Source organism: Streptomyces sp. 63XJN7_1_ISO-PGPR-S23-121, from assembly GCF_056173025.1.
The window spans coordinates 4,234,853-4,258,143 of sequence record NZ_CM149653.1 but is presented as its reverse complement, the minus strand read 5'-3'; the positions used below and the strand labels follow the sequence as shown (position 1 = coordinate 4,258,143).

The window sequence follows — 23,291 nt, the reverse complement described above, 5'->3', positions numbered from 1 at the left end:
CCTGGGCGTGGACGGCGCGCGTGGACGCGCAGGACGGCTACACGTTGAGCGTCTCGCGGAACTCGTTCAGGTACGGGCCCACGTCGACCTGGATCGAGGCGCCCTGCGTCCTGCCGTAACGCTGGGCGATCCCGGCGAGGTACGTGCCGATCTCCTCACGCATCGTGTCCTGGCCGGGCAGCGCGGCGTGGCCCTCGATGAGCCGCGTCACCCACTGTGCCTGGGCCTCCACCAGCCGCGTGATCGCACCCACGGGCCGGACGAGGCCGACGAAGTACAGGCCGGGCCGGCCGGCCGGGACGACCCGTCGGTACAGCTCGACCGAGCCGTCCGGCCCGAGCGGGCAGCCCGCGGGCAGGAAGGGGAAGGCCATGCGGAAGCCCGTGCAGTAGACGACCGTGTCCGCCTCCACGGCGGTGCCGTCGGTGAACACGACCCGGCTGCCGTCGAAGGAGCCGATGGCCGGCTTCGGTGTCACCGCGCCGTGCCGGATGCGGCTCAGGATCTCGTCCGACAGGGTCACGGCCGAGGAGAAGACCGGGTGGTCGGGCTCCGGCAGCCCGTAGTCGGAGAGCCTGCCCCGCGCGACGTGCAGGGCCTGTTCCACGAAACTGCGCTGTTCGGCGAAGGACATGGCGGCCCACCAGGGCGCGTCGGCGATCTCGTCGACGGACATCCCGAAGAGCTGCTTGGGCACGATGTGCAGTCCCCGGCGCACCGACAGCACGGTCCGCGCCGCGTGCCGGGAGAGGTCCGCCGCGATGTCCACCGCGGACGCGCCCAGTCCGACCACGACGGTGCGCTGCCCGGCGAAGTCGCTGCCGTCCCGGTAGTCGAGGGAGTGCAGGATCCGCCCGGTGAAGGAGGCCGCGCCCGGCGGAAGGGGATTGGGCAGGGCCGGCTCGCTGTGGTGTCCCGAGGCGACGATCACGTGCTCGAACCGCCGCGACGCCACCTCCCCGGCCGCGTCCCGGCTGACGACCGTCCACATGCCGTCCGCGTCCTGGCGCACGGAGGCCACCTCGGTGCGCAGCTCGACCCGGTCCAGTATCCCGGCCCACTGGGCGAACGACCGCAGATAGGCGGCGACATCGCTGTGCCGCGGGTAGAGCGGGTACGTGGACGGCATCGGGTAGTCGGCGTAACAGGTGAGCTGCTTGGCGGTGTTGAGGTGCAGTGACTGGTAACCCGGGCCGCGCTCACCCGCCTGCGGCTGACGCCAGATACCGCCGACGTCGGGAGCCTTCTCCAGGCAGACGAACTCGATGCCGCGGTCGTTGAGGGCACGGGCCACAGCCAACCCCGACAGACCGGCACCGATCACACACACTCGCACGGGCTTTCCCCTCAGGACGAACACAACCTCCCCCGATCATGCATTGATTGCCCATCCGTGTCTCCCCGCACACCAGTACCCCCGCCGAACCGCTGTGTCCGTGCTCACGTTTCGCCCGGTACGGCGTCCGGTGAACCCCACCGGACGCCGTACCGGGCGGGCGGTCACGGCCGGCGGAGATCCTGCACCCGGCGGAGCTTGCCGACCGAGCGCTCCAGCGTCTCGGGATCGACGACCGCCACCTCGACGGTGATGCCGACACCGTCCTTGACCCCCTGGCCGATCGTCCGCGCGGCGGCCTCGCGCTGCTCGGGGGCGGCGTCCGGGCGGGCCTCGACCCGGACGACCATGTGGTCCATGCGGCCGCGCTCCGTGAGCTGGATCTGGAAGTGCGGCGCCACACCGGGTGTGCGCAGCACGATCTCCTCGATCTGGGTCGGGAAGACGTTCACACCACGCAGGATGATCATGTCGTCGCAGCGGCCGGTGACCTTCTCCATCCGGCGGAAGGCGGGGCGGGCGGTCCCGGGCAGCAACCGGGACAGGTCACGGGTGCGGTAGCGGACGACGGGGAGCGCCTCCTTGGTGAGCGAGGTGAAGACGACCTCCCCCTCCTCGCCCTCGGCCAGCACCTCGTCCGTGAGCGGGTCGACCACCTCGGGGTAGAAGTGGTCCTCCCACACGTGCAGCCCGTCCTTGGTCTCCACGCACTCCTGCGCCACCCCCGGGCCGATCACCTCGGACAGCCCGTATATGTCGACGGCGTGGATGTCCATGCGCTCCTCGATCTCCCGGCGCATCTCCTCGGTCCACGGCTCGGCGCCGAAGATGCCCACCTCGAGGGAGGTGGTGCGCGGGTCGATGCCCTGCCGCTCGAACTCGTCGAGCAGGGTGAGCATGTAGGACGGGGTGACCATGATGATCTCGGGCCGGAAGTCCTGGATGATCTGCACCTGCCGGGCCGTCATGCCGCCGGAGGCGGGGATCACGGTGCACCCGGCGCGTTCGGCGCCGTAGTGGGCGCCCAGGCCGCCGGTGAACAGGCCGTAGCCGTACGAGATGTGGACCTTGTGGCCGGGGCGGCCGCCGGCGGCCCGGATCGAGCGCGCGATGACGTCCGCCCACATGGACAGGTCGTTGTCCGTGTAACCGACGACGGTGGGGCGGCCGGTGGTGCCGCTGGAGGCGTGGACGCGCCGCACCTCGGACATCGGGACGGCGAACATGCCGAAGGGGTAGGTCTCCCGCAGGTCGGCCTTCGTGGTGAAGGGGAACCGGGCCAGGTCCGCGAGGCTGCGGCAGTCGTCGGGCTTCACCCCGGCCGCGTCGAACTTCCTCCGGTACAGCTCCACGTTCTCGTAGGCGTGCCGCAGGGTCGCGCGCAGACGGTCGAGCTGGAGTTCGCGCAGCTGTTCGCCGGTGAGACGCTCGCCGTCGTCCCGCAGGTCCCGGGGGAGGGGTCCCCCGAGGCGGGGGGCGGTGACCGTCGGTCCGCCGGTCGTCGGTTCGCTGCTCATCGCGACTCCTTCGTCGTGCTCGGCGCCCCGTCCGCGGCCGGGTCCGCCGTCGTGTCCTTCGTCGAGCCCCGGACGCTCCGGCTGCGCCCGCGGAACTCCGCGATCACTTCCTCGCCGCGCCGCACGCTCACGTCGTAGACGCCGCTGCGGCCGTACCGGGTGCGTTCCTCGGCGGTCGCCACGAGTACGTCACCCTCGTGGGCGGGGGCGACGAAGACGATGTCGGCACCGGCGGCCACGGTCACCGGTCCGTGGCTGTTGCAGGCGCACGCGAAGGCGGTGTCCGCGAGCAGGAACAGATAGCCGCCGTGGGCGATCCGGTGGCCGTTCACCATCGAGGGGGTCACGGTCATGCGGACCACGGCCGTGCCCTCGCCCCGCTCGAGCAGCTCGATGCCGAGCCGACGGGACGCCTCGTCCGCGGCGAACATCACCTCCGCCGACGTCGTCGTCTCAACGGCCTGCGCCACGTCATCCACCACCTTGTTTCCCGACCGAACATTCGGTTACCGTGCGGCACGGCCTAGTAATCCAGTCGCATCGGGGCCTGTCAAGAGCCGGACGCCCGTGCCGTGGCCCGTCGGCCGGGGAGGCGGCCGGCCGCGGGTCTTGCCCGGTCCCGGGAAACACGTCAGACTGGTACCGAACGAATGGTCGGTAGGGGAAGCTGGTATCGATGACCACGACACACGCAGCCGAGGCGCCGCCCCCCGAGGGGCTGCAGGAGCACTTCGACGCCACGATCGCGCACGACCAGCGGATCGAGCCGCGCGACTGGATGCCGGACGGCTACCGCAGGACGCTCGTCCGCCAGGTCGCCCAGCACGCGCACTCGGAGATCATCGGCATGCAGCCCGAGGGCGAGTGGATCACCCGGGCGCCGTCGCTGCGCCGCAAGGCGATCCTGTTCGCCAAGGTCCAGGACGAGGCCGGCCACGGCCTCTACCTGTACTCGGCGGCCGAGACGCTCGGCGCCGACCGGGCCGACCTCACCGAGCGGCTCATCGAAGGCCGGCAGAAGTACTCGTCGATCTTCAACTACCCCACCCTCAGCTTCGCCGACGTCGGCGTGATCGGCTGGTTCGTGGACGGCGCGGCGATCTGCAACCAGGTCCCGCTGTGCCGCAGCTCCTACGGGCCGTACGCGCGCGCGATGGTGCGCATCTGCAAGGAGGAGTCCTTCCACCAGCGGCAGGGCTACGAGCTGCTGATGACGATGATGCGCGGCACCGACGCGCAGCGCGAGATGGTGCAGGACGCGGTGAACCGCTGGTGGTGGCCGTCGCTGATGATGTTCGGGCCGCCCGACGACGCCTCGCCCAACTCGGCGCAGTCCATGGCCTGGAAGATCAAGCGGCACAGCAACGACGAACTGCGCCGGCGCTTCGTCGACATGACCGTCCCCCAGGCCGAGAAGCTCGGCGTCACCCTGCCCGACCCCGAGCTGCGCTGGAACGAGGAGACGGGGCACCACGACTTCGGCACCCCCGACTGGGACGAACTCATGCGTGTCATCAAGGGCGACGGCCCGTGCAACGCGCGGCGGATGGAGCGGCGGCGCTCCGCCCACGAAGAGGGCTCCTGGGTCCGCGAGGCGGCCACCGCCCACGCGGCCAAGCAGGCCGCCCGTACGGAGAAGGGAGCGGCGGCATGACCTCCGAGAAGCGGGACTGGCCGCTGTACGAGGTGTTCGTACGCGGCAAGCGCGGCCTCAACCACGTCCACGTCGGCTCGCTGCACGCCGCCGACGACACGATGGCGCTCACCCACGCCCGCGACCTCTACACGCGGCGCAACGAGGGCGTGAGCATCTGGGTGGTCCGCTCCGAGCACATAGCCGCCTCCACGCGCGACGAGAAGGACCCCTTCTTCGCCCCCAGCGCCGACAAGGTCTACCGCCACCCCACCTTCTACGACATCCCCGACGACGTCCCCCACATCTAGGAGCAGGGCATGAGCGACGACCACGTCTACATGACCCTCGCCGAGGGACACGAGGACGACACCCGGTGGGCCTACGGCACCGGCTTCGAGGACCCGCTGCACGGCGTGGACACCGCCGTGCCCGAGGGCGTCGACACCGGGGAACTGGCCGCCCAGTGCGTGGCCCTCGCCGACGACGCCCTGGTCTCGTCCCAGCGGCTCGCCGAGTGGGTCACCCGCGCGCCCGAGCTGGAGGAGGAGGTGGCGCTGGCCAACATCGGCCTCGACCTCCTCGGCCAGGCCCGCCTGCTCTACTCGCGGGCAGGCCAGACCGACGGCACCGGCCGCGACGAGGACGCCTACGCCTACTTCCGTGACGCCGCCGACTTCCGCAACGTGCGCCTGGCCGAACTGCCGCGCGGCGACTTCGCGTTCGCCGTCGTGCGGCTGCTGGTGCTCTCCACCTGGCGGCTCGCGCACTTCGAACGGCTCGCCTCCCACCCCGACCCGGTCCTCGCGGCCGTCGCGGCCAAGGGCGTCAAGGAACTGACGTACCACCGGCAGTACGCGGCCGAGTGGGCCGTGCGACTCGGCGACGGCACGGACGAGTCCCACCGCAGGATGCGCACGGCCCTGGAGCAGGTCGCCCCCTACCTCGGCGAGCTGCACACCGCCTACGACGTGCGCGACGAGCTCACCGACGTCCTGCGCCAGGTCACCGAGGCGGCCGGACTGCCGATGCCCGTGTACCGGCCGCTGCCCGGCTCCGGTCGCGAGGGCGAGCACACCGAGCACCTCGCGCCGCTGCTCGCCGAGTTGCAGAGCGTGGCCCGCGCCCACCCGGAGGCGACATGGTGACCACCCGCCTGGACGCCCGGCAGGCCCGGCGCATCGCCGAGCGGGTGCCGGACCCCGAGCTGCCCATGCTGACCCTCGCCGACCTCGGTGTGCTGCGCGACGTCGAGATGACCGAGGACGGCGCGGTGGTCGCGAGCCTGACCCCCACCTACTCCGGCTGCCCCGCCATGGCCGAGATGCGGGCGGACGTCGCCGCCCGCCTGCGTGCCGCCGGGTACGCGCGGGTGGAGATCCGCACGGTGCTGAGCCCGCCGTGGACCAGCGACTGGATCACCGAATCCGGCCGCCGCAAGCTCGCGGAGCACGGTATCGCCCCGCCCGGCGCCGCGCCCCGCGGCCCGGTCCCCCTCGTGCTGTCGCCCACCCGGCGCACGGTGCCCTGCCCCCGGTGCGGTGCGGCGGACACCGAGGAGACCTCCCGTTTCGCCGCCACGTCCTGCAAGGCGCTGTGGCGCTGCCGGGCCTGCCGCGAGCCGTTCGAGTACGTCAAGGAGATCTGATGGCCCCGACCGCCCCCGCCTCGGCCGTCCCGGCACGCGTCCGCCGCCGCCCGGCCTTCCACCGTCTGCGCGTCGCCGCCGTCCAGCGGCTGTGCGCCGACGCGGTCGCCGTCGCCTTCGACATCCCGGACGAGCTGGCCGGGGAGTTCGCCTTCGCGCCGGGACAGTCGCTCACGCTGCGGCGCGAGATCGACGGCCGCGACGAGCGCCGCTCCTACTCGATCTGCTCGCCGGCCGGATCGTCGCCGCGCATCGGGGTGCGGGTGGTGCCGGGCGGCCTGTTCTCGTCCTGGCTCGTCAACGACGTACGGCCCGGTGACACTGTCGAGGTGATGGCCCCCACCGGCCTCTTCACCCCCGACCTCACCGCGCCCGGCCACCATGTGCTCATCGCGGCGGGCTCGGGCATCACGCCCATGCTGTCCATCGCCGAGTCGGTGCTGGCCGCCGACGACCGCTCCACCGTCACCCTGTTCTACGGCAACCGTCGCACCGACACGGTGATGTTCGCCGACGAACTGGCCGACCTCAAGGACCTGCACCCCGCCCGCTTCCAGCTCGCCCACGTGCTCTCGCGAGAGCCCCGGGAGGCCGAGGTGCTCTCCGGCCGGCTGGACGCCGAACGGCTCTCGGCGCTCGTCGACGCCCTGGTCGACGTGCCGAACGCCGATCACTGGTGGCTGTGCGGCCCGCACGGCATGGTCCTCGACGCGCAGCAGGTCCTGACCGGCCTCGGCGTACCCGCGGACCGCGTCCACCGGGAGCTGTTCTTCGCCGACGACGAGCCGGTGCGCGAGGTCCACCACGAGGACGCCGGACCCGAGGGGCCGGTCAGCGAGGTCACCATCACCCTGGACGGCCGGTCCACGACGGCCTCGCTGTCCCGGGAGCGGACCGTCCTCGACGGAGCCCAGAAGAGCCGCCCCGACCTGCCGTTCGCCTGCAAGGGCGGTGTCTGCGGCACCTGCCGAGCCCTGGTCACCGACGGCAAGGCCGACATGCGGCGCAACTACGCCCTGGAAGCCGCCGAGGTCGACGCCGGCTACGTCCTGACCTGCCAGTCGTACCCGGCGTCCGACACGCTGACCGTCGACTACGACAGCTGACCCGGCTTCACGGCGCTTCCCCCTCCGGTCTCCTCCAGCACCGCCCGGATCACGTGCCGGGCGTTGCGCGCCATCGCCTGGTTCGTCCTCCGGTAGTAGGGCAGTGCGATCAGTGCCTGGGAGAGCGTCCGCCCCCGGCCGCGCAGCCAGGTCGCGTCGTCCACGCCGAGCGCCCGGCGGAAGACCTCGCGCGCGCGGGCCGGCAGCAGGTTCCACGCCGGGAACAGGTCGCAGGCCGGGTCGCCCACGCCCGCACAGCCGAAGTCGATCACCGAGGAGAGCCTGCCGGCCTCGAGCAGCACATTGCCCGGCATCAGGTCGGCGTGCAGCCACACCGGCGGCCCGCCCCAGGCCGGGGCGCGCAGCGCGTCGTCCCAGACGGCGGCCAAGGCGTCGCCGTCGACGCCCTCCTCCGGAAGGCGGCGCAGCTCCTCGATCGCCGCCCGCGTCGACGCGTCGAGCGAGGCGAGCGGGCCGCCGCGGTACGCCGGCGGCGCCCCCGGCAGGGTGACGCTCCGCATCGCCGCCACGAACCCGGCCAGATCCTCCGCCAGGCGCACCGGATCGCTCAGCGCCCCTTCCTCGGGAATCTCCCCGGGCAGCCACCGGTAGACCGACCAGGGCCACGGATACCCCTCGGCGGGCTCACCCGTCCCCACCACCTCGGGGACGGCCGCGGGCAGCAGGGGCGCGAGGCGCGGCAGCCACTGACGCTCCGCCAGCACGTCGGCGGCCCCGCCCTCCACTAGCGGCAGCCGCACGACCAGCCGGTCGCCCAGCCGGTACATCGCGTTGACCGTGCCGCCGGACGGATACCGCTTCACCGGCAGGCCGGACCACCGGGGGAACCGTCCGGCGACCAGCCGCCGTACGAGGTCGTCGTCGATGGGGTGCGTGCCGGGACGCGGCTGCCCTGAACTCATGGACGCCATCCGATCGCCGGGCGCGGACGCGCGTCAAACGCTTTCCGCCCGGCGGCCCCGGGCGCTCAGACGCCGAACTCCGCGGGAGACAGCCCCAGGGCGGTGCACGCCTCACGCACCGCGTACTGTTCGGCCGCCTCGAAGACCCCGTCCGCGCCGGCGACGACCATGCCGGTCTGGACGACCGCCCGGGCCTCCGCGGGTTTCTTGGCGGCCTTCGCGATCACCTGCAGCGCCTCGGCCCTGCCCGCCTCGAAGTTGCTCAGGAGCCGGTCCACGTGCTGGTTGAACCGCTGCCGGAGCTGGTCCGCGGGGAAGTTCTGCAGGACCTCGTTGGAGACGATGAGCTCCTCCACCCGCTGCCGCTCCGCCGGGTCCACCCGCCCGTCGGCCGCCGCCACCAGCGCGCACATGGCCATGCTCGCGTCCCGGTAGGCGCCGCTCTTGAGTTCCGTCTTCACCGACGCGAGCTGGGACTTGAACAGCCCGATCAGCTGGGCCTTGGAGCCGCCGGACGACGAGCCCGGACGGCCGGACGCCTGCTGTCCCGGCCCGTGCCCGCCCGTCCCACGCGTGCCCTGGGACTGCTGGAGCGTCCTGGCCTGGTCCTTGATCCGGTCCCACATCGCCACTCGTGCCACCTCGGCTTCTTCTGCTGCGTATCCCGTCGTGGTCCGCGGTCGTGCCGGGTCGCGGTCCGTCAGGTTGAACGCTCCCGGGCCGGGAGCGGTTCCCTGATCGTAAAGGAAAAGCAAAACGGTCTGTGGGACGTCACCCGGACGGACTCCGGGCAGGCCCCGCGGGTGCCCGTAGTAGGCTCCGCAGCCACGGGTGCCGGACGGGGGCGGCGGGCACCGGAACCTACGGCGACGTGGCGATGCCGCGGCCGGTGATCTGCGGTGGAGGGTGACGCGTGGCTCGGCCGTGGACGTCCGGTACCGCCCGCACCACGGTGGGCCGCCGTCCGGTGCGGAATGCCGGGCGGGGTGAGGGGGCACCCGACGCCGCCCCCCGGCGCGGGGTGTGGTCGCGGGAGGTCGGCTGGTTCGTCGCCATCGGCGTCGTGTCGACCGTCGGACAGGCCCTGCTCTACTGGCTGTTGCGCACCTGGTGGCCCCCGGTCGTCGCCAACCTCGTCTCCCTGCTCGTCCTGACCGTGCTCAACACCGAGGCCAACCGGCGCCTGACGTTCCGGCACGCTTCCGTGCGGCCCGCCCGGGCCCACCTGGGCGCCGGGGGCCTCTTCCTGCTCGGCTACCTCGTGACCTCCGGTGCCGTGCTGGGCCTCGGACACGCGGACCCGGGCGCGTCCCCGGCCGCCGAGACCGTCGTCCTGACCGGCACGTCGGTCGTGGTCACCGTGGTGCGCTTCGTCGTCCTGCGGCTGGCCGTCTTCCGCGGCCCGCGCCGGCCCCGGCGCGCCTGACCCGGCAGGTGCCGGGCCGCCGGCCCGGATGTGCGTCCCCGGGGCGGCTGCGCTACAGTCTTCCCAGGTCGTCCCGCCGGAACCCGGTGGATGTCCGTGCGTTGGTCGTCTAAGGCAAGACGTCCCGCTTCCTGCGGGGAAATGCAGGTGCAAGGCCTGCCCGGCGCTCCATTCCGAACCCCCGCCCCTGGGTCCCAGGGGCGGGGGTTTCGCGTGTGCCCGCTCAGAGCGTGATGCCGGCGGCCACCGGCAGGTGGTCGCTTCCGGTGGCGGGCAGGGTGCGGATGTGACTGACCGTCGCGGAACGGGCCATCACCTGGTCGATCCTGGCGAGCGGGAAACCGGCCGGGAAGCTGAAGGCGAGACCTCTCTCCGCGGGTTCCAGGTGGGCGGTCAGCGGGGTCAGTCCACGGTCGTCGACCGTGCTGTTGAGGTCGCCCAGCAGAAGCACCCTCCTCTGCTCCTCGGCGCCGACGGCCTCGCCCAGCAGGCGGGCGCTCTCGTCGCGCCACGACGACGCCAGTCCGGTCGGCCGGACACGCACCGACGGCAGGTGCGCGACGTACGCGGCGATCTCGCCGTGCGGCGTGTGCACCACCGCCCGCAGCCCACGGTCCCACGGCTCCGTGATCCCGCGCGGTCTGATGTCCACCGGCCGGACTCCGGTCAGGGGATGCCTCGACCAGAGCCCGACGGTGCCCTGGACCGCGTGGTACGGATACCGGGCGGCGAGGGTCGCCTCGTACTCCGGCAGCGCCCGGGGCACCAGCTCCTCCAGGGCGATGAGGTCGGGCCCAGCGCCGGCCAGGGCACGGGCCGTGCCGGCGGGGTCGGTGTTCTCGTCGCTGACGTTGTGCTGCACCACGACCAGGTCGTCACCGCCGGCCCGCGCCGCGGGCAGCAGCAGGACGCCGAAGTGGTGCGTCCAGGCGGCGACCGGCAGCAGCACGGCCACCAGCGCGACGGCCGAGCGGCGCAGCAGCGCGAGGCCGAGCAGCACCACGACCACCAGGCCGAGCCACGGCAGGAACGTCTCCAGCAGACTGCCCGCCCGCCCCACGGAGTTGGGGACCACCGCCGGGAAGGCCAGCAGCCCCGCGGTCAGCACCGCCGAAGCGGCCGCCACCCGGCCCCCCGTCCGGGCCGGCGTGCCCGTGGCGGCGAAGGGCGGACGGCGGCCGGTCACGGGAATCACGGCTTGCGGGCGAGGCCGCCGTGCTCACCGATGGGCTCGGGTGCGGGGGAGAGGACGTCCGGGCGCCAGAGCGGGACCGACACGACTCCGGGCTCCACCAGGTCCAGACCGTCGAAGAACGCCGTGATCTGGTCCACGGTGCGCAGCACGTACGGCGCGGCACCGCTCTCGTTGTAGGAGTCCTGCGCCTGCTCGAAGTCCGGGTCGACGCCCCGCGAACCGTCGTTGACGGACAGGTAGCTGCCCGAGGGCAGCGCGTCCATCAGCCGGGTGACCACGGAGCGCGCCACGTCGTAGTCGGGGATGTGGCCCAGGATGTTGCTCAGGACCAGCGCGACGGGACGGTCGAGGTCGAGCGTGCCGGCCGCCGCTGCCACGATGCGGTCCGGGTCGAGCACGTCCGAGTCGATGTAGGCCGTAGCCCCCTCGGGCGTGGAGGTGAGCAGCGCGCGGGCGTGTGCCAGGACCATCGGGTCGTTGTCGACGTAGACGATCCGGGTGTCCGGGGCGATCCGCTGGGCGACCTCGTGGGTGTTGTCCGCGGTGGGCAGGCCGGTCCCGACGTCCAGGAACTGGCGGATGCCGGCCTCGGCGACCAGGTGGGTGATGTTGCGGCGCAGGAAGGCGCGGCTGCTGCGGGCGATGGTGACGATGCCGGGGAAGACGGCGGTGTAGGCGTCCCCGGCCTGCTCGTCGACGGGGTAGTTGTCCTTGCCGCCCAGCCAGTAGTTCCAGATGCGGGCCGAGTGCGGCACCGAGGCGTCGATGTTCGGGTGCGCGGGTCCGGGCGTCGTCACAGGGTCGCTCATGAGGAAGGTCCGTCTCTCGGCCGAGGCGTGAACTGTCCCGACCCAACCTACGTCTCAACGTTCCCTCCGTGTACGGGGGTTCGCGTACCGGGCCGCGCAGGGGTGCGTGCCTCGGAGGCCGGGAGCCCGGAGTGTACGTTCGTACGTCCAACATATGAGCTCCGCGCATGACTGTCGATGTCCTGCGCCCGCCCGGGCCCGTCGAACGGAAGGCCCGCGCTCGGCATGGGCCTGGCACTGGCCTTGCCCACGGTGCCCGGGACGGTTCTCGGCTTCGCCGCGGCCGGGTCCGGGGTGGCGACCCTGGTGCCCGCCGCGATGCACGAGGCCGACGAACTGCCGGGACTGACGCCCGGCACCGGGCTGACCGTCGTCTCCTGGCTCATGCGTCTGGGCTTTCTGCTGCCGCCGCCCGTCGTCGGGCTGGTCGCCGACACGGCCGGTCTCCGGGCCGGCCTGCTCGTGGTGACCCTCGCCGGCGTCGTCGTGCTCCTCACCGCCGGGGTGCTGGGGACGAAGCGGCGCTGACCGGACGCCGGAGCGAGGCGCCGTCTCCCTCGTACGGCGGTGCGGGAGGTCCTCCGATCCAAGGTGTACGGTCGTACGCATGGCGACGGACTACTTCGCACAGGACCCCCGCACCAACCTCGAGCGCATGCTGGCGGGCGACCTCTACATCGCCGACGATCCCGAGATCGCGCGCCGGCAGCAGCTGGCCGTGCGGCTGGCCGCCCGCTATCAGGCCGCCTACGCCGAGGACGTCGACGCCGCCCGGCCGATCCTTGCCGAACTGCTCGGCTCCCTGGGCGAGGAGGCACACGTCAGGCCGCCGCTGTATGTCGACTACGGCAGCAACATCACCATCGGTGCCCGCACCTTCGTCAACTACAACCTGACCGCACTCGACGTGGCGGCGATCATCATCGGCGCGGACTGCCAGATCGGTCCGGGTGTGCAACTGCTGACCCCGACCCACCCGCTGGAGCCGCAGCCACGACGCGACAAGCTGGAGGCCGCCCGCCCGATCACCATCGGGGACAACGTCTGGCTCGGCGGAGGCGCCGTCGTGCTGCCCGGCGTCACCATCGGCGACAACTCCGTCATCGGCGCCGGAGCGGTCGTCACCAAGGACGTTCCCGCCGGCGTCGTCGCCGTCGGCAACCCCGCGCGCCCGGTCCGCGACCTCTGAGATTCTTCCGCCATGGCTACCGGACACGCAGACCCCCAGCGCCGCGAGCGCATTCTCGACGCGACCCTGGACCTCATCGCCGAAGAGGGCCTCGCCCAGGTCTCCCACCGGAAGATCGCCGCCCGCGCCGGTGTCCCCCTGGGGTCCATGACCTACCACTTCAGCGGCATGGACCAGGTGCTCCGCGAGGCGTTCGGCCGCTTCACCGACCACATCGTCGCCGTGTTCGACGCCCACCTCGCCGCCCCGGCCGACGGCGACCAGGCCCGACGGGCCGTGACGGACCTCGTGCACGCCCTCTCCGAGGGAAGCCCGCGCGACCTCGTGCTCACCCAGGAGCTCTACACCCTCGCGGCACGCCGGCCCGCCTACCGGGAACTCACCCACGAATGGATGCGGCGCAGCCGCACCCATCTGGAGAAGCACTTCGACCCCGGCACGGCCCGTCAGCTCGACGCCCTCATCGAGGGCCTGACGCTCCATCGCGCCCTGGCCCGTGAGCCGCACGACCGGGCCCTCACCCTCGAAGCCGTCACCCGCATCACCACCACCGGCCGGCCCGCCGCATAGGGCCGGCCGCCGGGTCGACCCGCGTCCGGGTGGGAAGATGCCGGAAGGAGGGCGTCTTATGGTGGTTCGATGCGAATCGTTCCCAGGTGGGTGTTGTTCACGTCGGGGTGCGCGCCCATCCTGCTGATCGGAGGGTGGGCGATCGCGGCCCTGCTGATGGGGCCCGCCTACGACCCGTCCGCCGATACGATCAGCGTTCTGGGATCCTACGGGGCCTCGGGGTTCTGGGTGATGAACGGGGCGTTCCTCGCGCTGGGACTCTGCCATCTGCTGACCGCCTGCGGGCTGCGGGCGGCCTCGGCCGCCGGCCGGCTGGCGCTCGGCGGGGGAGGACTGGCGGCGTTCGCGGTGGTGCTGCTGCCCGCGCCGAGCAGCGGAGGCTCCCTGCGTCACGGCACGGTGGCCGTGGTCGGCTTCACGCTGCTCGCGCTGTGGCCGGTCCTGGCCATCGACGGCGACGGAGGCGCCCCGTGGGCCCTGCGGCCCGCACCGTCGATCACGGCGACCGTGCTGATGGCCGTCGGCGGCGCGTGGTTCCTGTTCGAGATGACGCGCGACGGCGCGGCCGGCCTAGCGGAACGGGTGGTCACGTTCGCCCAGTCCCTGTGGCCCTTCGTGGTGGTCACGTCCTGCCTGCCGCGCTCCGGAAGACGTGACGAAGGAGTCGGGCGGAGACGGTAGGGCAGAGCCCGCGTCGGCCCCGGGCGGCCGGCCCCGCCCGCCATCAGCGACCGGACGCCGGACCGTCGCCGTCGGCCTCGCCCGTCGGCCGGAACTCCACGGCGACGACGCCGTCCACGCGCCGGCACAGCTCCTCCAGTGCGGACACGGACACGTCCTCGGGGAGCCCGCCGCTCAGGACGACGTGCCCGTGCGTCACGTCCACCTGCACGGAGGAGGGCGGCAGGCCGAGGGTGCGCACCAGGGTCTCCTCGATGATCTCGGTCCGGATCGCCCGGTCCTTGCGCAGGAAGACCCGCAGCAGGTCGCTCCTGCTGACCACCCCGATCAGCCGCCCGTCCTCGCCGACCACCAGGAGCCGCTTGATGCCGTGCCGCGCCATCACGCGGGCGGCCTCGACGACGCTCCAGTCCTCGCGGGCACAGACGGCGGGCGACGTCATCAGCCCCGCCGCGTCGGTGGCGGAGGCCTTGGCGCCGACGGACCCGGCTCCCGCGCCCGGCCCGGCGGGCCCGTCCGGCTCCGCGCCCCACATCTTCTGCAGGAGGTCCGCCTCCGACACCACCCCCACGGGCCGGTCCGCCCCGTCGACCACGGGGACCGCCGTGATGTCGTAGTCCTGCAGCAGGTGGGCGATCTCCTTGAACGGCGTTCCGTGCTGCACACGGACCACGGCGTCGCTCATCACATCGCACACCCTCTGGTGCTTCATTCCAGGACTTCCTCTCCGCTGCCGGGGCGCGTCGACCGGCATCCGACCTTCTCACCACCTGAAACGTCCCGCGAGCCGGAAGCGTGCCCCTGTCCGCCGGCAGCGCACACGGGCGCCGCCCGGCCGGTCAGTTTTCGAGAAGCGCCGGTGACCCGGCCGCCCGTACCGTCGATGACATGAACGCCATCGACTACGTCACCCTGGAGGTGGCCGACACCGCGGCCGCCGCCCGCTTCTACGACGACGCCTTCGGTCTGGACCCCTCACAGGTGCGGCTCCGCGGCTCCGACGCCCCCACGACCGGTTTCCGCGGTTTCACCCTCTCGCTCGTGGTGTCCCAGCCGGGTGACGTCGACGCGCTCGCCGCCGCGGCGGTGGATGCGGGTGCCACCGTCCTCAAGCCCGCCGCGAAGTCGCTGTGGGGCTACGGCGGCGTCGTCCAGGCCCCGGACGGCACCATCTGGCAGCTCGCGACGTCGGCGAAGAAGGACAGCGGGCCGGTCACCCGGAACGTCGACGAGATCGTGCTCCTTCTGGGGGTCGAGGACGTGAAGGCCTGCAAGCAGTACTACGTCGAGCAGGGCTTCGGCGTGGGCAAGAGCTTCGGAGGCAAGTACGTCGAGTTCACCCCCGGGGCGGGCACCGTCAAGCTGTCCCTGTACAAGCGCCGCGCGCTGGCCAAGGTCGCGGGCGTCCCCGTCGGGGGCACGGGCTCGCACCGGCTCGTGCTCTCCTGCGCCACCGGCCCGTTCACCGACCCGGACGGCTTCGTCTGGGAGGCCACCGTCCCGGCGACCGCAACCCGCCCGGGGAGCCCGGACGGCCACAAGGCGGGCTGACGGGGACGGCCACCCGGCCGCCGCACCCGTCCGCGCCGAGGGGGCCGGTCAGGTCGGCGGCAGGGTCACTTCGCACCACACCGTCTTGCCGTTGCCCCGCGACTCGACCCCCCAGGCGGAGGCGAGCTCCTCGATCAGCATCAGTCCGCGGCCCGACGTCGAACGTTCGGTCGCGGCCCGGCGCCGTGGCGAGACCGGTGACGTGTCCGTGACCGCCAGCCGCACGGTGGGGCCCCGGCCGGCCACCGGCGAGACCGTGAGGGTCGAGTCGCCCCGGGCGTGCAGCAGGGCGTTCGTGGCCAGCTCGCAGGCGAGCAGCTCCGCCGTCTCGGACAGCGGGCCCAGCGACCAGTCGGCCAGCGCCGTCCGCAGCGCCAGCCGGGCCGTGCGCAGGGTGTCGGGGTCGACCGGACGGATGGCGACCTCCAGCCGCTCGCTGGCCTCGGACGCATGGCGGTCGCGCCGTATGATCAGCAACGCCACGTCGTCGTCCTCGCCCGTGTGGGCGCTCATGGAGCTCAGCACGTGGTCGGCGAGGCCGTCCGGCTCCACGGGCCCGGCGGCGACGGCGCCGAGCAGCCTGCGGCAGCCCTCGCCGATGTCGGCCGTGCGCGACTCGACGAGCCCGTCCGTGCACAGCAGCAGCGTCGAACCGGGGCTCAGCACCATCTCGAGGGCGGGATGCCCGGGCCGCGACCCCGGGTTCGACAGACCGAGCGGAAGGCCGCCGGGGGTCTCCAGCCACGTACAGGTGCCGTCCGGACGCCGCAGCACGGGACCCAGGTGACCGGCACGCACGATCACGGTGCGTCCGGTGCGCGGGTCGATCTGTGGCCCTCGGCCGCGTAGGCCCGCAGGGCGATGCGCAGTTGGCCCATCACGGCAGCGGCCGTGACGTCGTGACCCTGCACGTCGCCGACGACGGCGACGACCCGGCCGTCCGGGAGCGTGAGCGCGTCGTACCAGTCGCCGCCGATCCCGCCGCGGGCGCTCGCCGGACGGTAGCGGGTGGCGGAGACCAGCCCGGGAGTGGGCGGCATGTGACCGGGAAGCATCGCGGTCTGCAGCCCGGCCGCCAGCTCGTGCTCCCTGTCGTACAACAGGGCCCGCTGCAGCGACTGGGCGACCACCTTGCCCAGGGCGTTCAGGACCGTCCGCTCGTCGTGCGTGAACATGCCCTTGCCGTCGAAGGTGAGGCCAAGGGCACCGATCGGGGTGTCGTGGGCGATCAGCGGCTGGTACACCGCGCCCGTCGCCCGCGAGAACATCTTCAGATAGGGCAGCAGCGCCGGGTACCGCTCGACGAACTCGTCGCGCTCGGTGACGAAGACGGGCTCACGGGTGCGCACCGCCTCGCTGAGCGGCAGCGGCTGGTCGAGCCGGGACAGGTGGAAGTCCCGGACGAGCTGCCGGCTCAGACCGTTCGAGCCGATCAGCTCCATCCGGCCGTTGTCGACCAGCCCCAGGACGATGCTCGAGGCGCCCAGCCGCTCCATCAGGCTGGCCGAGGTGAGGGCCTCCGCGACGTCCTCCACCGTGACCGTGGGCATGAGGGCGTCACTGAGGTGCGCGACGATGTCCGCCTGCCGGCGCCGGTCCTGTCTGGCCTGGCGCAGCTGCTGGGTCTGGTCGATGGCCCGCAGCTCCTGGCTGGCGTCCCGCACGATGCCGATGACCTGAAGGGGACGCCGCTGGGCGTCGCACACGACGTGGCCCTGGGTGTGATTCCAGCGCAGCCAGCCGTCGGGGTGCCGGACGCGGAAGTACAGACTGAAGCCGGACCGGTCCTCGAGGGCCCGGTCCACGCTCGCCCGGACCGCGGGCAGTTCCGTCGCGAGCATCCGTTCACCGAGTGTGCTCAGCCGGCCGTCGAACTCGCCCGGGCGGAAGCCCATGACGGCGAGGGCGGCGTCGTCGTACTGCATCTCCCCGCTGGGCACGTCCCAGGTGAAACTGCCCATGCCGTTGACGGCCAGGGCCACATGCGCGGCAGCCCGTCGGTCGCCTCGCGGCCGGTGCTCACCGCGTCGGCTCCCGGAGTGCTCCATCACTGCCTCCCGGCAGGTCGCGTCGCATCGGTGCGCCCCGTCCCGAGGCGGCCGGACGCCACCGAGCCGGCATGTCCTCCTCCCATTCTGCGCGCCCGCGGTCCGCGGCGCGCGTCCGGTGGTGGTGGTGAGGGAGGCCGACCGCATCCTGAGACCGGGGGCCGTGGGGGAATGACAGGAGGAAGATCTTGGTTGGCACCTGTCATGCCCGAATCCTCCGCGCGGCCCGTGGCGCCCCGCATGCCACTCGCCGTCTACATCCTCGGCCTCTCCGTCTTCGCGCTCGGTACCAGCGAGTTCATGCTGTCCGGCCTGCTGCCGCCCATCGCGGACGACATGGGCGTGTCCATCCCCCGGGCCGGACTGCTGATATCGGCGTTCGCCATCGGCATGGTGATCGGCGCCCCGCTGCTCGCCGTCGCGACGCTGCGGCTGCCGCGGAAGACCACCCTGGTCTCCCTGATCTCGGTCTTCGGCCTCGGCCAGGTCGCGGGCGCCCTGGCACCGACGTACGAGGTCCTCTTCGTCTCACGGGTCGTCAGCGCCCTGGCGTGCGCGGGATTCTGGGCGGTGGGCGCGGCGGTCGCCATCGCGATGGTGCCGCAGACGTCGCGGGCCCGCGCGATGGCGGTGATGATCGGCGGACTGTCGATCGCGAACGTCCTCGGCGTCCCGGCGGGCGCGTTCCTCGGTGAGCACCTGGGCTGGCGCTCCGCGTTCTGGGCCGTGGGCGCGGCGTCCGCGATCGCCCTCGTCGGAGTGGCGACGAAGATCCCCCGCATCCCGCTGCCGGAGCGGCTCCCCGTACTCAAGGGCGAACTCGCGATCTACCGCGACCGCCAGGTGTGGCTCTCCATCGTGGTGACCGCGCTCGCGGCGGGCGGCGTGTTCTGCGCCTTCTCCTACCTCGCGCCGCTGCTCACGGACGTGGCCGGCCTGGAGGACGGCTGGGTGCCGACCGTGCTGGCGCTGTTCGGCATCGGCGCGCTGGTCGGTACGACGATCGGCGGACGCGTCGCCGATGCCCACCTGTTCGGCGTGCTCCTGTCCGGTATCACCGCCTCGACCGTGCTGCTGACCGCGCTGGCCCTGTTCGCCTCCAGTCCCGCCGTCGCCATCGCCCTGTCGTTCCTCCTGGGCGTCTCCGCGTTCTACACCGCGCCGGCGCTCAACGCCCGCATGTTCAACGTGGCGGGCGCCGCGCCCACGCTCGCGGGCGCGACGACGACCGCCGCCTTCAACCTGGGCAACACCGGTGGTCCCTGGCTCGGCGGCACGGTGATCGACGCGGGCCTCGGCTACGCCTCCACGGCCTGGGCCGGCGCGGCGATGACGGCGGTCGCGATCGGCCTCGTCGCCGTCTCGCTGCGCCTGCACAGCCGTTCCCGCGTCGTGATGGGAAGCCTCGCCGCGGAGCCCGCGGGCACGGAGCACACGCAGCGCGTGTGACGGCAGGGCAGCCGGCCGGCCGCCCCCGTCCGCCGCGCGCCGTCGCGGAGCGCGCGTGGTGCGGAGGGCGCGTGGTGCGGCCGGTGGGCGGTGTGGACGGTGGGCGGTGCGGACGGCGCGTGGCGCGGCCGGTGCACGCCCAGCGGGCGCGCCGCCCGCGCCCTGCCGCTTTCCGTACTCCGGACTGATCCGCGCATCCCTTCGGCGGGCGGCCGCGCCGGCGTGATGCCCCCGCCGGAGGGCACGCCGGCAAATCGTTGCGCCCCAGCCTCCTCCCCGCGCGCCTCTCCGTCCTGTCTCACGGCTCCCAGCGCGCCCCACCCCTCCCGCTCCGCCGCCCCACGCCCCTTGACGCTCGGCCGGAGGGATCACATACTGGCGGCCAAATCGATTTGGCCAAATCGATTTGGCTCTCGGTCCAGGGCCGGATCGCGGCTGAAATCCGAGCGTGCCCGTATGCCCGAACGGAGCCCGAACGTGTCCAGTCCCCGCCAGAACCGCCCCCCGGCCGGAGCGTCACCGAACCCCGGCGGCGAAGCGGCCGCACAACCACCGGTCGCATCCGGCGTCGCCCCCACCGGGACGGCCGACCGCCGCCCCACCGTCGAGGAGACCACCGGCCCCGACCGGACCCCGCCCGGCCGCGGCCCCGCCCAGGCCTCGCCCGACCCCGCCGAGGCGCCGTCCGGGGACGTCACCCGGCCCGCCGTGCACCCCGTGGACGAGGCCCGGCCCGTGGGGCGGATCCTGCTCTTCGGCATCCAGCACGTCCTCGTCATGGCCGCCACCCCCATCTCGGCGATCTTCCTGATGAGCGCCACCCTCCGCCTCGACACCGACCTCACCGTCGACCTGCTCTCGGCCGCCTTCGTCCTCTCGGGGGCGGGATCGCTGCTCCAGTCGCTCGGACTGTGGAAGTTCGGACCGCGGCTGCCGTTCGTGATGCTGCCGGGCGGGGCACCGCTCATCCTGTTCCTCGCGATCGCCGAACAGCACGGACTGCGCACCGCCACCGGCGCGGTGGTCCTGACGGCGGTGTTCACCTTCGTCGTCCTGCCGGTCTTCTCCCGGCTGCTCAGATACTTCCCCGCCCTCGTGATCGGCACGATGATCGTCATCGTCGGCGTCAACCTGGTGAAGGTCGGCGCCGTCCTCGTCACCGGGCAGCCCGGCGCGCCGGGCTTCGCCGACCCCGCCGACCTCGGTCTCGGCATGGCGACGATCGGGTTCACCGTCGTCTTCTACCTGTTCTCCAGCGGTGTCGTGCGCCAACTGGCCGTGATGCTCGGCCTGCTCGCCGGCACCGCGCTCGCCGCCGTGACCGGTGTGCTCCACGGGGGAGGCGCGGCGGGGGGCAGCCTGGTGAACGTGCCCCACCTGATGCCCTTCGGCTCACCCCAGTTCAACCTCGTCGCCGCGCTGCCGCTGATGCTCTACAGCCTGGCGTCCATGGCCGAGGCCACCGGCCAGACCGTCATCAACGCCGAAGCCGTCGGCAAGGAGATCGACAAGCGGACCGATGTGCCCAAGACCGTCCGCGGAGACGCGCTCACCTCGCTCTTCGGCGGCTTCTTCGGCCTGCCGCTCATGGTCACCAGCGGGGAGAACATCGGAATCGTCCGCGTCACCGGGGTCCGCAGCCGGTTCGTCACCGCCGCGGCCGGCGTCGTGCTCATCGTCGTCGGATTCCTCGCCCCCGTCACCCGCACGATCAGCGTGATCCCGACCGCGGTCGTCGGCGGCACCGCCATGGTCGTCTTCGGCGTCATCACCGTGCTCGGCGTCCAGATGCTCGGACGCTCCGACCTCGACCGGCACACCAGCACCTTCATCTGCGCCGTAGCCCTCGCGCTGGGACTGCTGCCCATCCTCGTCCCCGGCGTGTACGGGGCCTTCCCCGCCAACGTCCGGATCCTCCTCGAAAGCGGCGTCGCCGTCGGCACGTTCACCGCCGCCGTCCTCAACATCCTTTTCCACCACGTCAGGCCCGGCGCCGTCGCCCGCCTGACCTCCGCACGCACAGGAAGCGACCGATGAACCCATCCGACCGTGACGCCCTCGCCCACCCCGCCCCGCTGCTCCTCCTGCCCGGCGCGGTCCTGCTGCCGGAAGGCCCCGTCGACGGCTGCGCGGTCCTGGTGGACGACGGCCGCTTCAAAGCCGTCGGACCGGCTGCCGAACTGGAGCGCGCCCACCCGCGGCAGCGGACCGTACGGCTGCCCGGCCACCTGCTGATGCCCGGCTTCGTCGACGCCCACCACCACCTCACCCAGAGCTTCGGCGCGGCCCTCGCCTTCGGGGAGCCGTCCGAGATCTTCCGCCGGGTCTGGGTACCGCTGGAGGGCGCGCTGGACGAGGAGTCCGCCTACACGGCGGCCAAGCTGGCGGCACTCGAGGCACTGCGCGGCGGCTTCACCACCGTCGCCGACGCCGGCACCCGCGCCGACGTCGACGTGGACGTCATCGCCTCGGCCGCACGCGACGCCGGGATCCGCTGCGTACTCGGGCTGGTCTGCAACGACGCGGACGCCGGTGACGGCACCGGTCCGGCCGTCCTGGAACACGCCGAGAAGCACCTCGCCCGCTACACCGGCGACGCCCTGATCCACCCCTCGCTGGCCGTCTCGATCCCCGAGGCCGCCACCGAGGACACCCTGCGCGCCACCGCCCGCCTGGCCGCCGAGGCCGGGACCGTCGTACAGATCCACGTCAACGAGCACCTCGCCGGCGTGGAACGCTCCCTGGTGCGGCACGGCCTGCGCCCCCTCGAGCACCTGCACAGCATCGGCGCGCTCGGCCCCCAACTGCTCGCCGCGCACGCCACGCTCCTCACCCCGCGCGAACTGAGCCTGCTCGCCGACACGGGAACGGCCGTCAGCTACAACCCCGTCGCGAGCGCGTGGAAGGGCAACGCGGTGGCCCCCGCGACGGCGATGGCCGAGCGCGGCGTCCGATTCGGACTCGGCACCGACGGCACCCGCGGCGACGGCTTCCGGCTGGCGGACGCCGCCGAGTTCGCCCAGCGGCTGGCCTACGGGCTGGCGACCGGCGACTCGTCCTGCGGAGCCGGCTGGACGTGGCTGGACCGTGCCACCCGCGGGGGAGCGGACGCCGTCGGGCTCGGCACCCTCACCGGCACCGTCGCACCGGGCGCGGCGGCCGACTTCCTCCTCGTCGACGCCGACACCCCGGAGACGGCGCTCTCCTGGGACCTGCCCTGGGAGCTCGTCCGGCGCGGCAACCGGGACCAGATAACGGCCGTGTTCGTCGCCGGGCGGCTGCGCATGTGGCACGGCCGCCCCGTCGGCTGGGACGGGCCCGCACTGGTGAGACGGGCCGCCGACCTGGCCCGCGCCACCGTCGCCAGGGCCGGCGTCACCCGGGTGCACCCCACGTCGACGGCGTCACGGGCGCTGAGCACGACCCAGGAGCGGAGCGCGGCACAGTGAGTACGCAGATGCTGGCGGTCCTCGCGGTGACGGTGGCCGTCGCCGCGTTCGTCCAGGGCAGCAGCGGACTGGGCTTCGCGCTGATCGTCGCGCCCGTGGCCGGGATCGTCGACCCCGGACTGGTCCCGGTCTTCGTCCTGGCGTCGATGATCCCGCTCAATCTGTACGTCGCCTGGCGGGAACGGGCGTCGATCGACCTGCGCGGCGCCGGCTGGATCACCGGGGCGCGGCTCGCCGCCACCCCGGCCGGTCTGGCCCTGTTGTGGCTGATCCCGGAACGCAGTCTGGGCCTGTTCGTGGGCGTGGCCACCGTACTCGCCGCGGTCGTCAGCCTGACCGCGCCGGCGTTCGCGCCCGGGCGGGTGGCGTACGTCGGCGCGGGTGCCGTCACCGGGCTCACGGAGACCGCGACCGGCGTCGGCGGGCCCCCGCTCGCGCTGGTCTACCAGCACCGGCCGCCCGCCGAGCTGCGCTCCACCGTTGCCGCCTGCTTCCTCGTCGGGGAAGTCGCCTCCCTGATACTGCTGTTCGCGACGGGCAAGGCGCAGCCCGCGGAGCTGGGCCAGGCGACCCTGCTGCTGCCGGCGATCGCCGTCGGCGCGTGGCTCAGCCGCCTGGTGCACCACCGACTGGACGCACGCAGGATGCGGCTGTTCGTCCTGGTCTTCGCGCTGGTCTCCGGCGTGGTCCTGATGTTCGGAGCCTGAGGGGCCCGGGGCCCGGGGCCCGGGGCCTGAGGGCCGCCAGGCCCGGTCCGTGGC

Annotated in this window: 22 protein-coding genes and 2 pseudogenes; 15 read left to right on the top strand and 9 right to left on the bottom strand. The window is 73.0% G+C overall.

Annotated features, from left to right (window positions below; translation table 11 throughout):
- Positions 1-37: 37 nt before the first annotated feature.
- From AC0VYN_RS19085 to paaI, 3 genes are all read right to left on the bottom strand, one after another.
- Entirely contained in the window at positions 38-1,336 is a 1,299-nt protein-coding gene (locus tag AC0VYN_RS19085) for a flavin-containing monooxygenase (RefSeq protein WP_475531898.1), read from the bottom strand.
- Positions 1,337-1,500: 164 nt separating this feature from the next.
- Positions 1,501-2,853: a phenylacetate--CoA ligase PaaK gene (paaK, locus tag AC0VYN_RS19080; RefSeq protein ID WP_475531897.1), complete on the bottom strand. Its 1,353-nt coding sequence runs from the start codon at positions 2,851-2,853 to the stop codon at positions 1,501-1,503.
- The gene (paaI, locus tag AC0VYN_RS19075) at positions 2,850-3,284 is read right to left on the bottom strand and encodes a hydroxyphenylacetyl-CoA thioesterase PaaI (RefSeq protein ID WP_385457528.1); all 435 of its coding nucleotides are present in this window, start codon (positions 3,282-3,284) and stop codon (positions 2,850-2,852) included. The genes paaK and paaI overlap by 4 nt, the downstream gene beginning before the upstream one ends.
- Before the next feature lie 245 nt (positions 3,285-3,529).
- Between paaI and paaA the strand changes: the two genes are divergently transcribed.
- Genes paaA through paaE form a run of 5 tightly spaced genes read left to right on the top strand, consistent with a single transcriptional unit; the run spans position 3,530 to position 7,240 of the window.
- The gene (gene paaA / locus AC0VYN_RS19070) at positions 3,530-4,507 is read left to right on the top strand and encodes a 1,2-phenylacetyl-CoA epoxidase subunit PaaA (protein WP_475531896.1); all 978 of its coding nucleotides are present in this window, start codon (positions 3,530-3,532) and stop codon (positions 4,505-4,507) included.
- Complete coding sequence (paaB, locus tag AC0VYN_RS19065) at positions 4,504-4,797, top strand: 1,2-phenylacetyl-CoA epoxidase subunit PaaB (RefSeq protein ID WP_385457441.1); 294 nt, start codon at positions 4,504-4,506, stop codon at positions 4,795-4,797. Before paaA ends, paaB begins: the two co-directional genes overlap by 4 nt.
- 9 nt (positions 4,798-4,806) lie before the next feature.
- Complete coding sequence (paaC, locus tag AC0VYN_RS19060) at positions 4,807-5,634, top strand: 1,2-phenylacetyl-CoA epoxidase subunit PaaC (RefSeq protein WP_475531895.1); 828 nt, start codon at positions 4,807-4,809, stop codon at positions 5,632-5,634.
- Complete coding sequence (gene paaD, locus AC0VYN_RS19055) at positions 5,628-6,134, top strand: 1,2-phenylacetyl-CoA epoxidase subunit PaaD (RefSeq protein ID WP_385457437.1); 507 nt, start codon at positions 5,628-5,630, stop codon at positions 6,132-6,134. Before paaC ends, paaD begins: the two co-directional genes overlap by 7 nt.
- Positions 6,134-7,240, top strand: a complete 1,107-nt coding sequence (gene paaE, locus AC0VYN_RS19050; protein ID WP_451689083.1) for a 1,2-phenylacetyl-CoA epoxidase subunit PaaE — start codon at positions 6,134-6,136, stop codon at positions 7,238-7,240. Before paaD ends, paaE begins: the two co-directional genes overlap by 1 nt.
- Here paaE and AC0VYN_RS19045 read toward each other — a convergent pair.
- Together AC0VYN_RS19045 and AC0VYN_RS19040 are read right to left on the bottom strand one after the other, a co-directional pair.
- Positions 7,228-8,163 carry an aminoglycoside phosphotransferase family protein gene (locus AC0VYN_RS19045; protein ID WP_475531894.1) on the bottom strand — a complete coding sequence of 312 codons (936 nt, stop codon included), beginning with the start codon at positions 8,161-8,163 and terminating at the stop codon, positions 7,228-7,230. The two genes, paaE and AC0VYN_RS19045, sit on opposite strands and share 13 nt — an antisense overlap.
- A 65-nt stretch (positions 8,164-8,228) precedes the next feature.
- Positions 8,229-8,795 (bottom strand): tellurite resistance TerB family protein, encoded by a 567-nt coding sequence (locus AC0VYN_RS19040; RefSeq protein ID WP_475536926.1) that lies wholly within the window; start codon positions 8,793-8,795, stop codon positions 8,229-8,231.
- A gap of 281 nt (positions 8,796-9,076) precedes the next feature.
- Here AC0VYN_RS19040 and AC0VYN_RS19035 point away from each other — a divergent pair, with 281 nt between their 5' ends.
- The gene (locus tag AC0VYN_RS19035) at positions 9,077-9,589 is read left to right on the top strand and encodes a GtrA family protein (RefSeq protein WP_475531893.1); all 513 of its coding nucleotides are present in this window, start codon (positions 9,077-9,079) and stop codon (positions 9,587-9,589) included.
- A gap of 223 nt (positions 9,590-9,812) precedes the next feature.
- Here the strand turns inward: AC0VYN_RS19035 and AC0VYN_RS19030 are convergent, their stop codons facing one another.
- Positions 9,813-10,715 carry an endonuclease/exonuclease/phosphatase family protein gene (locus AC0VYN_RS19030; RefSeq protein WP_475531892.1) on the bottom strand — a complete coding sequence of 301 codons (903 nt, stop codon included), beginning with the start codon at positions 10,713-10,715 and terminating at the stop codon, positions 9,813-9,815.
- A gap of 65 nt (positions 10,716-10,780) precedes the next feature.
- Complete coding sequence (locus AC0VYN_RS19025; protein WP_475531891.1) at positions 10,781-11,593, bottom strand: SAM-dependent methyltransferase; 813 nt, start codon at positions 11,591-11,593, stop codon at positions 10,781-10,783.
- A gap of 216 nt (positions 11,594-11,809) precedes the next feature.
- On the opposite strand from AC0VYN_RS19025, the pseudogene AC0VYN_RS19020 reads away from it, so the two are divergent.
- The 4 genes and pseudogenes from AC0VYN_RS19020 to AC0VYN_RS19005 form a co-directional block, all read left to right on the top strand.
- A pseudogene (locus AC0VYN_RS19020) lies at positions 11,810-12,121 on the top strand (MFS transporter); the annotation flags it as partial.
- A gap of 79 nt (positions 12,122-12,200) precedes the next feature.
- Positions 12,201-12,782, top strand: a complete 582-nt coding sequence (locus AC0VYN_RS19015; RefSeq protein WP_475531890.1) for a sugar O-acetyltransferase — start codon at positions 12,201-12,203, stop codon at positions 12,780-12,782.
- 12 nt (positions 12,783-12,794) lie between these two features.
- The gene (locus AC0VYN_RS19010; protein WP_385457423.1) at positions 12,795-13,352 is read left to right on the top strand and encodes a TetR/AcrR family transcriptional regulator; all 558 of its coding nucleotides are present in this window, start codon (positions 12,795-12,797) and stop codon (positions 13,350-13,352) included.
- Positions 13,353-13,421: 69 nt separating this feature from the next.
- The gene (locus AC0VYN_RS19005; RefSeq protein WP_475531889.1) at positions 13,422-14,033 is read left to right on the top strand and encodes a DUF998 domain-containing protein; all 612 of its coding nucleotides are present in this window, start codon (positions 13,422-13,424) and stop codon (positions 14,031-14,033) included.
- A 43-nt stretch (positions 14,034-14,076) separates the two neighbouring features.
- Here AC0VYN_RS19005 and AC0VYN_RS19000 read toward each other — a convergent pair whose 3' ends face one another.
- Complete coding sequence (locus AC0VYN_RS19000) at positions 14,077-14,745, bottom strand: CBS domain-containing protein (RefSeq protein ID WP_475531888.1); 669 nt, start codon at positions 14,743-14,745, stop codon at positions 14,077-14,079.
- A gap of 176 nt (positions 14,746-14,921) precedes the next feature.
- Here AC0VYN_RS19000 and AC0VYN_RS18995 point away from each other — a divergent pair, with 176 nt between their 5' ends.
- Positions 14,922-15,584: a VOC family protein gene (locus AC0VYN_RS18995; protein WP_475531887.1), complete on the top strand. Its 663-nt coding sequence runs from the start codon at positions 14,922-14,924 to the stop codon at positions 15,582-15,584.
- Positions 15,585-15,632: 48 nt separating this feature from the next.
- On the opposite strand, the pseudogene AC0VYN_RS18990 reads toward AC0VYN_RS18995, so the two are convergent.
- Positions 15,633-17,632 (bottom strand): annotated as a pseudogene (locus AC0VYN_RS18990) (SpoIIE family protein phosphatase).
- 240 nt (positions 17,633-17,872) lie between these two features.
- Here AC0VYN_RS18990 and AC0VYN_RS18985 point away from each other — a divergent pair.
- The 4 genes from AC0VYN_RS18985 (at position 17,873) to AC0VYN_RS18970 (ending at position 23,237) form a co-directional block, all read left to right on the top strand.
- Positions 17,873-19,081: a Cmx/CmrA family chloramphenicol efflux MFS transporter gene (locus AC0VYN_RS18985; RefSeq protein ID WP_475536925.1), complete on the top strand. Its 1,209-nt coding sequence runs from the start codon at positions 17,873-17,875 to the stop codon at positions 19,079-19,081.
- 708 nt (positions 19,082-19,789) lie between these two features.
- Positions 19,790-21,118, top strand: coding sequence for a uracil-xanthine permease family protein (locus tag AC0VYN_RS18980; protein ID WP_475536924.1), 1,329 nt, complete (start codon positions 19,790-19,792; stop codon positions 21,116-21,118).
- On the top strand, positions 21,115-22,530 hold the full coding sequence (locus AC0VYN_RS18975) for an amidohydrolase family protein (RefSeq protein ID WP_475531886.1): 1,416 nt from the start codon (positions 21,115-21,117) through the stop codon (positions 22,528-22,530). Before AC0VYN_RS18980 ends, AC0VYN_RS18975 begins: the two co-directional genes overlap by 4 nt.
- Entirely contained in the window at positions 22,527-23,237 is a 711-nt protein-coding gene (locus AC0VYN_RS18970; RefSeq protein WP_475531885.1) for a TSUP family transporter, read from the top strand. The genes AC0VYN_RS18975 and AC0VYN_RS18970 overlap by 4 nt, the downstream gene beginning before the upstream one ends.
- Positions 23,238-23,291: the final 54 nt, after the last annotated feature.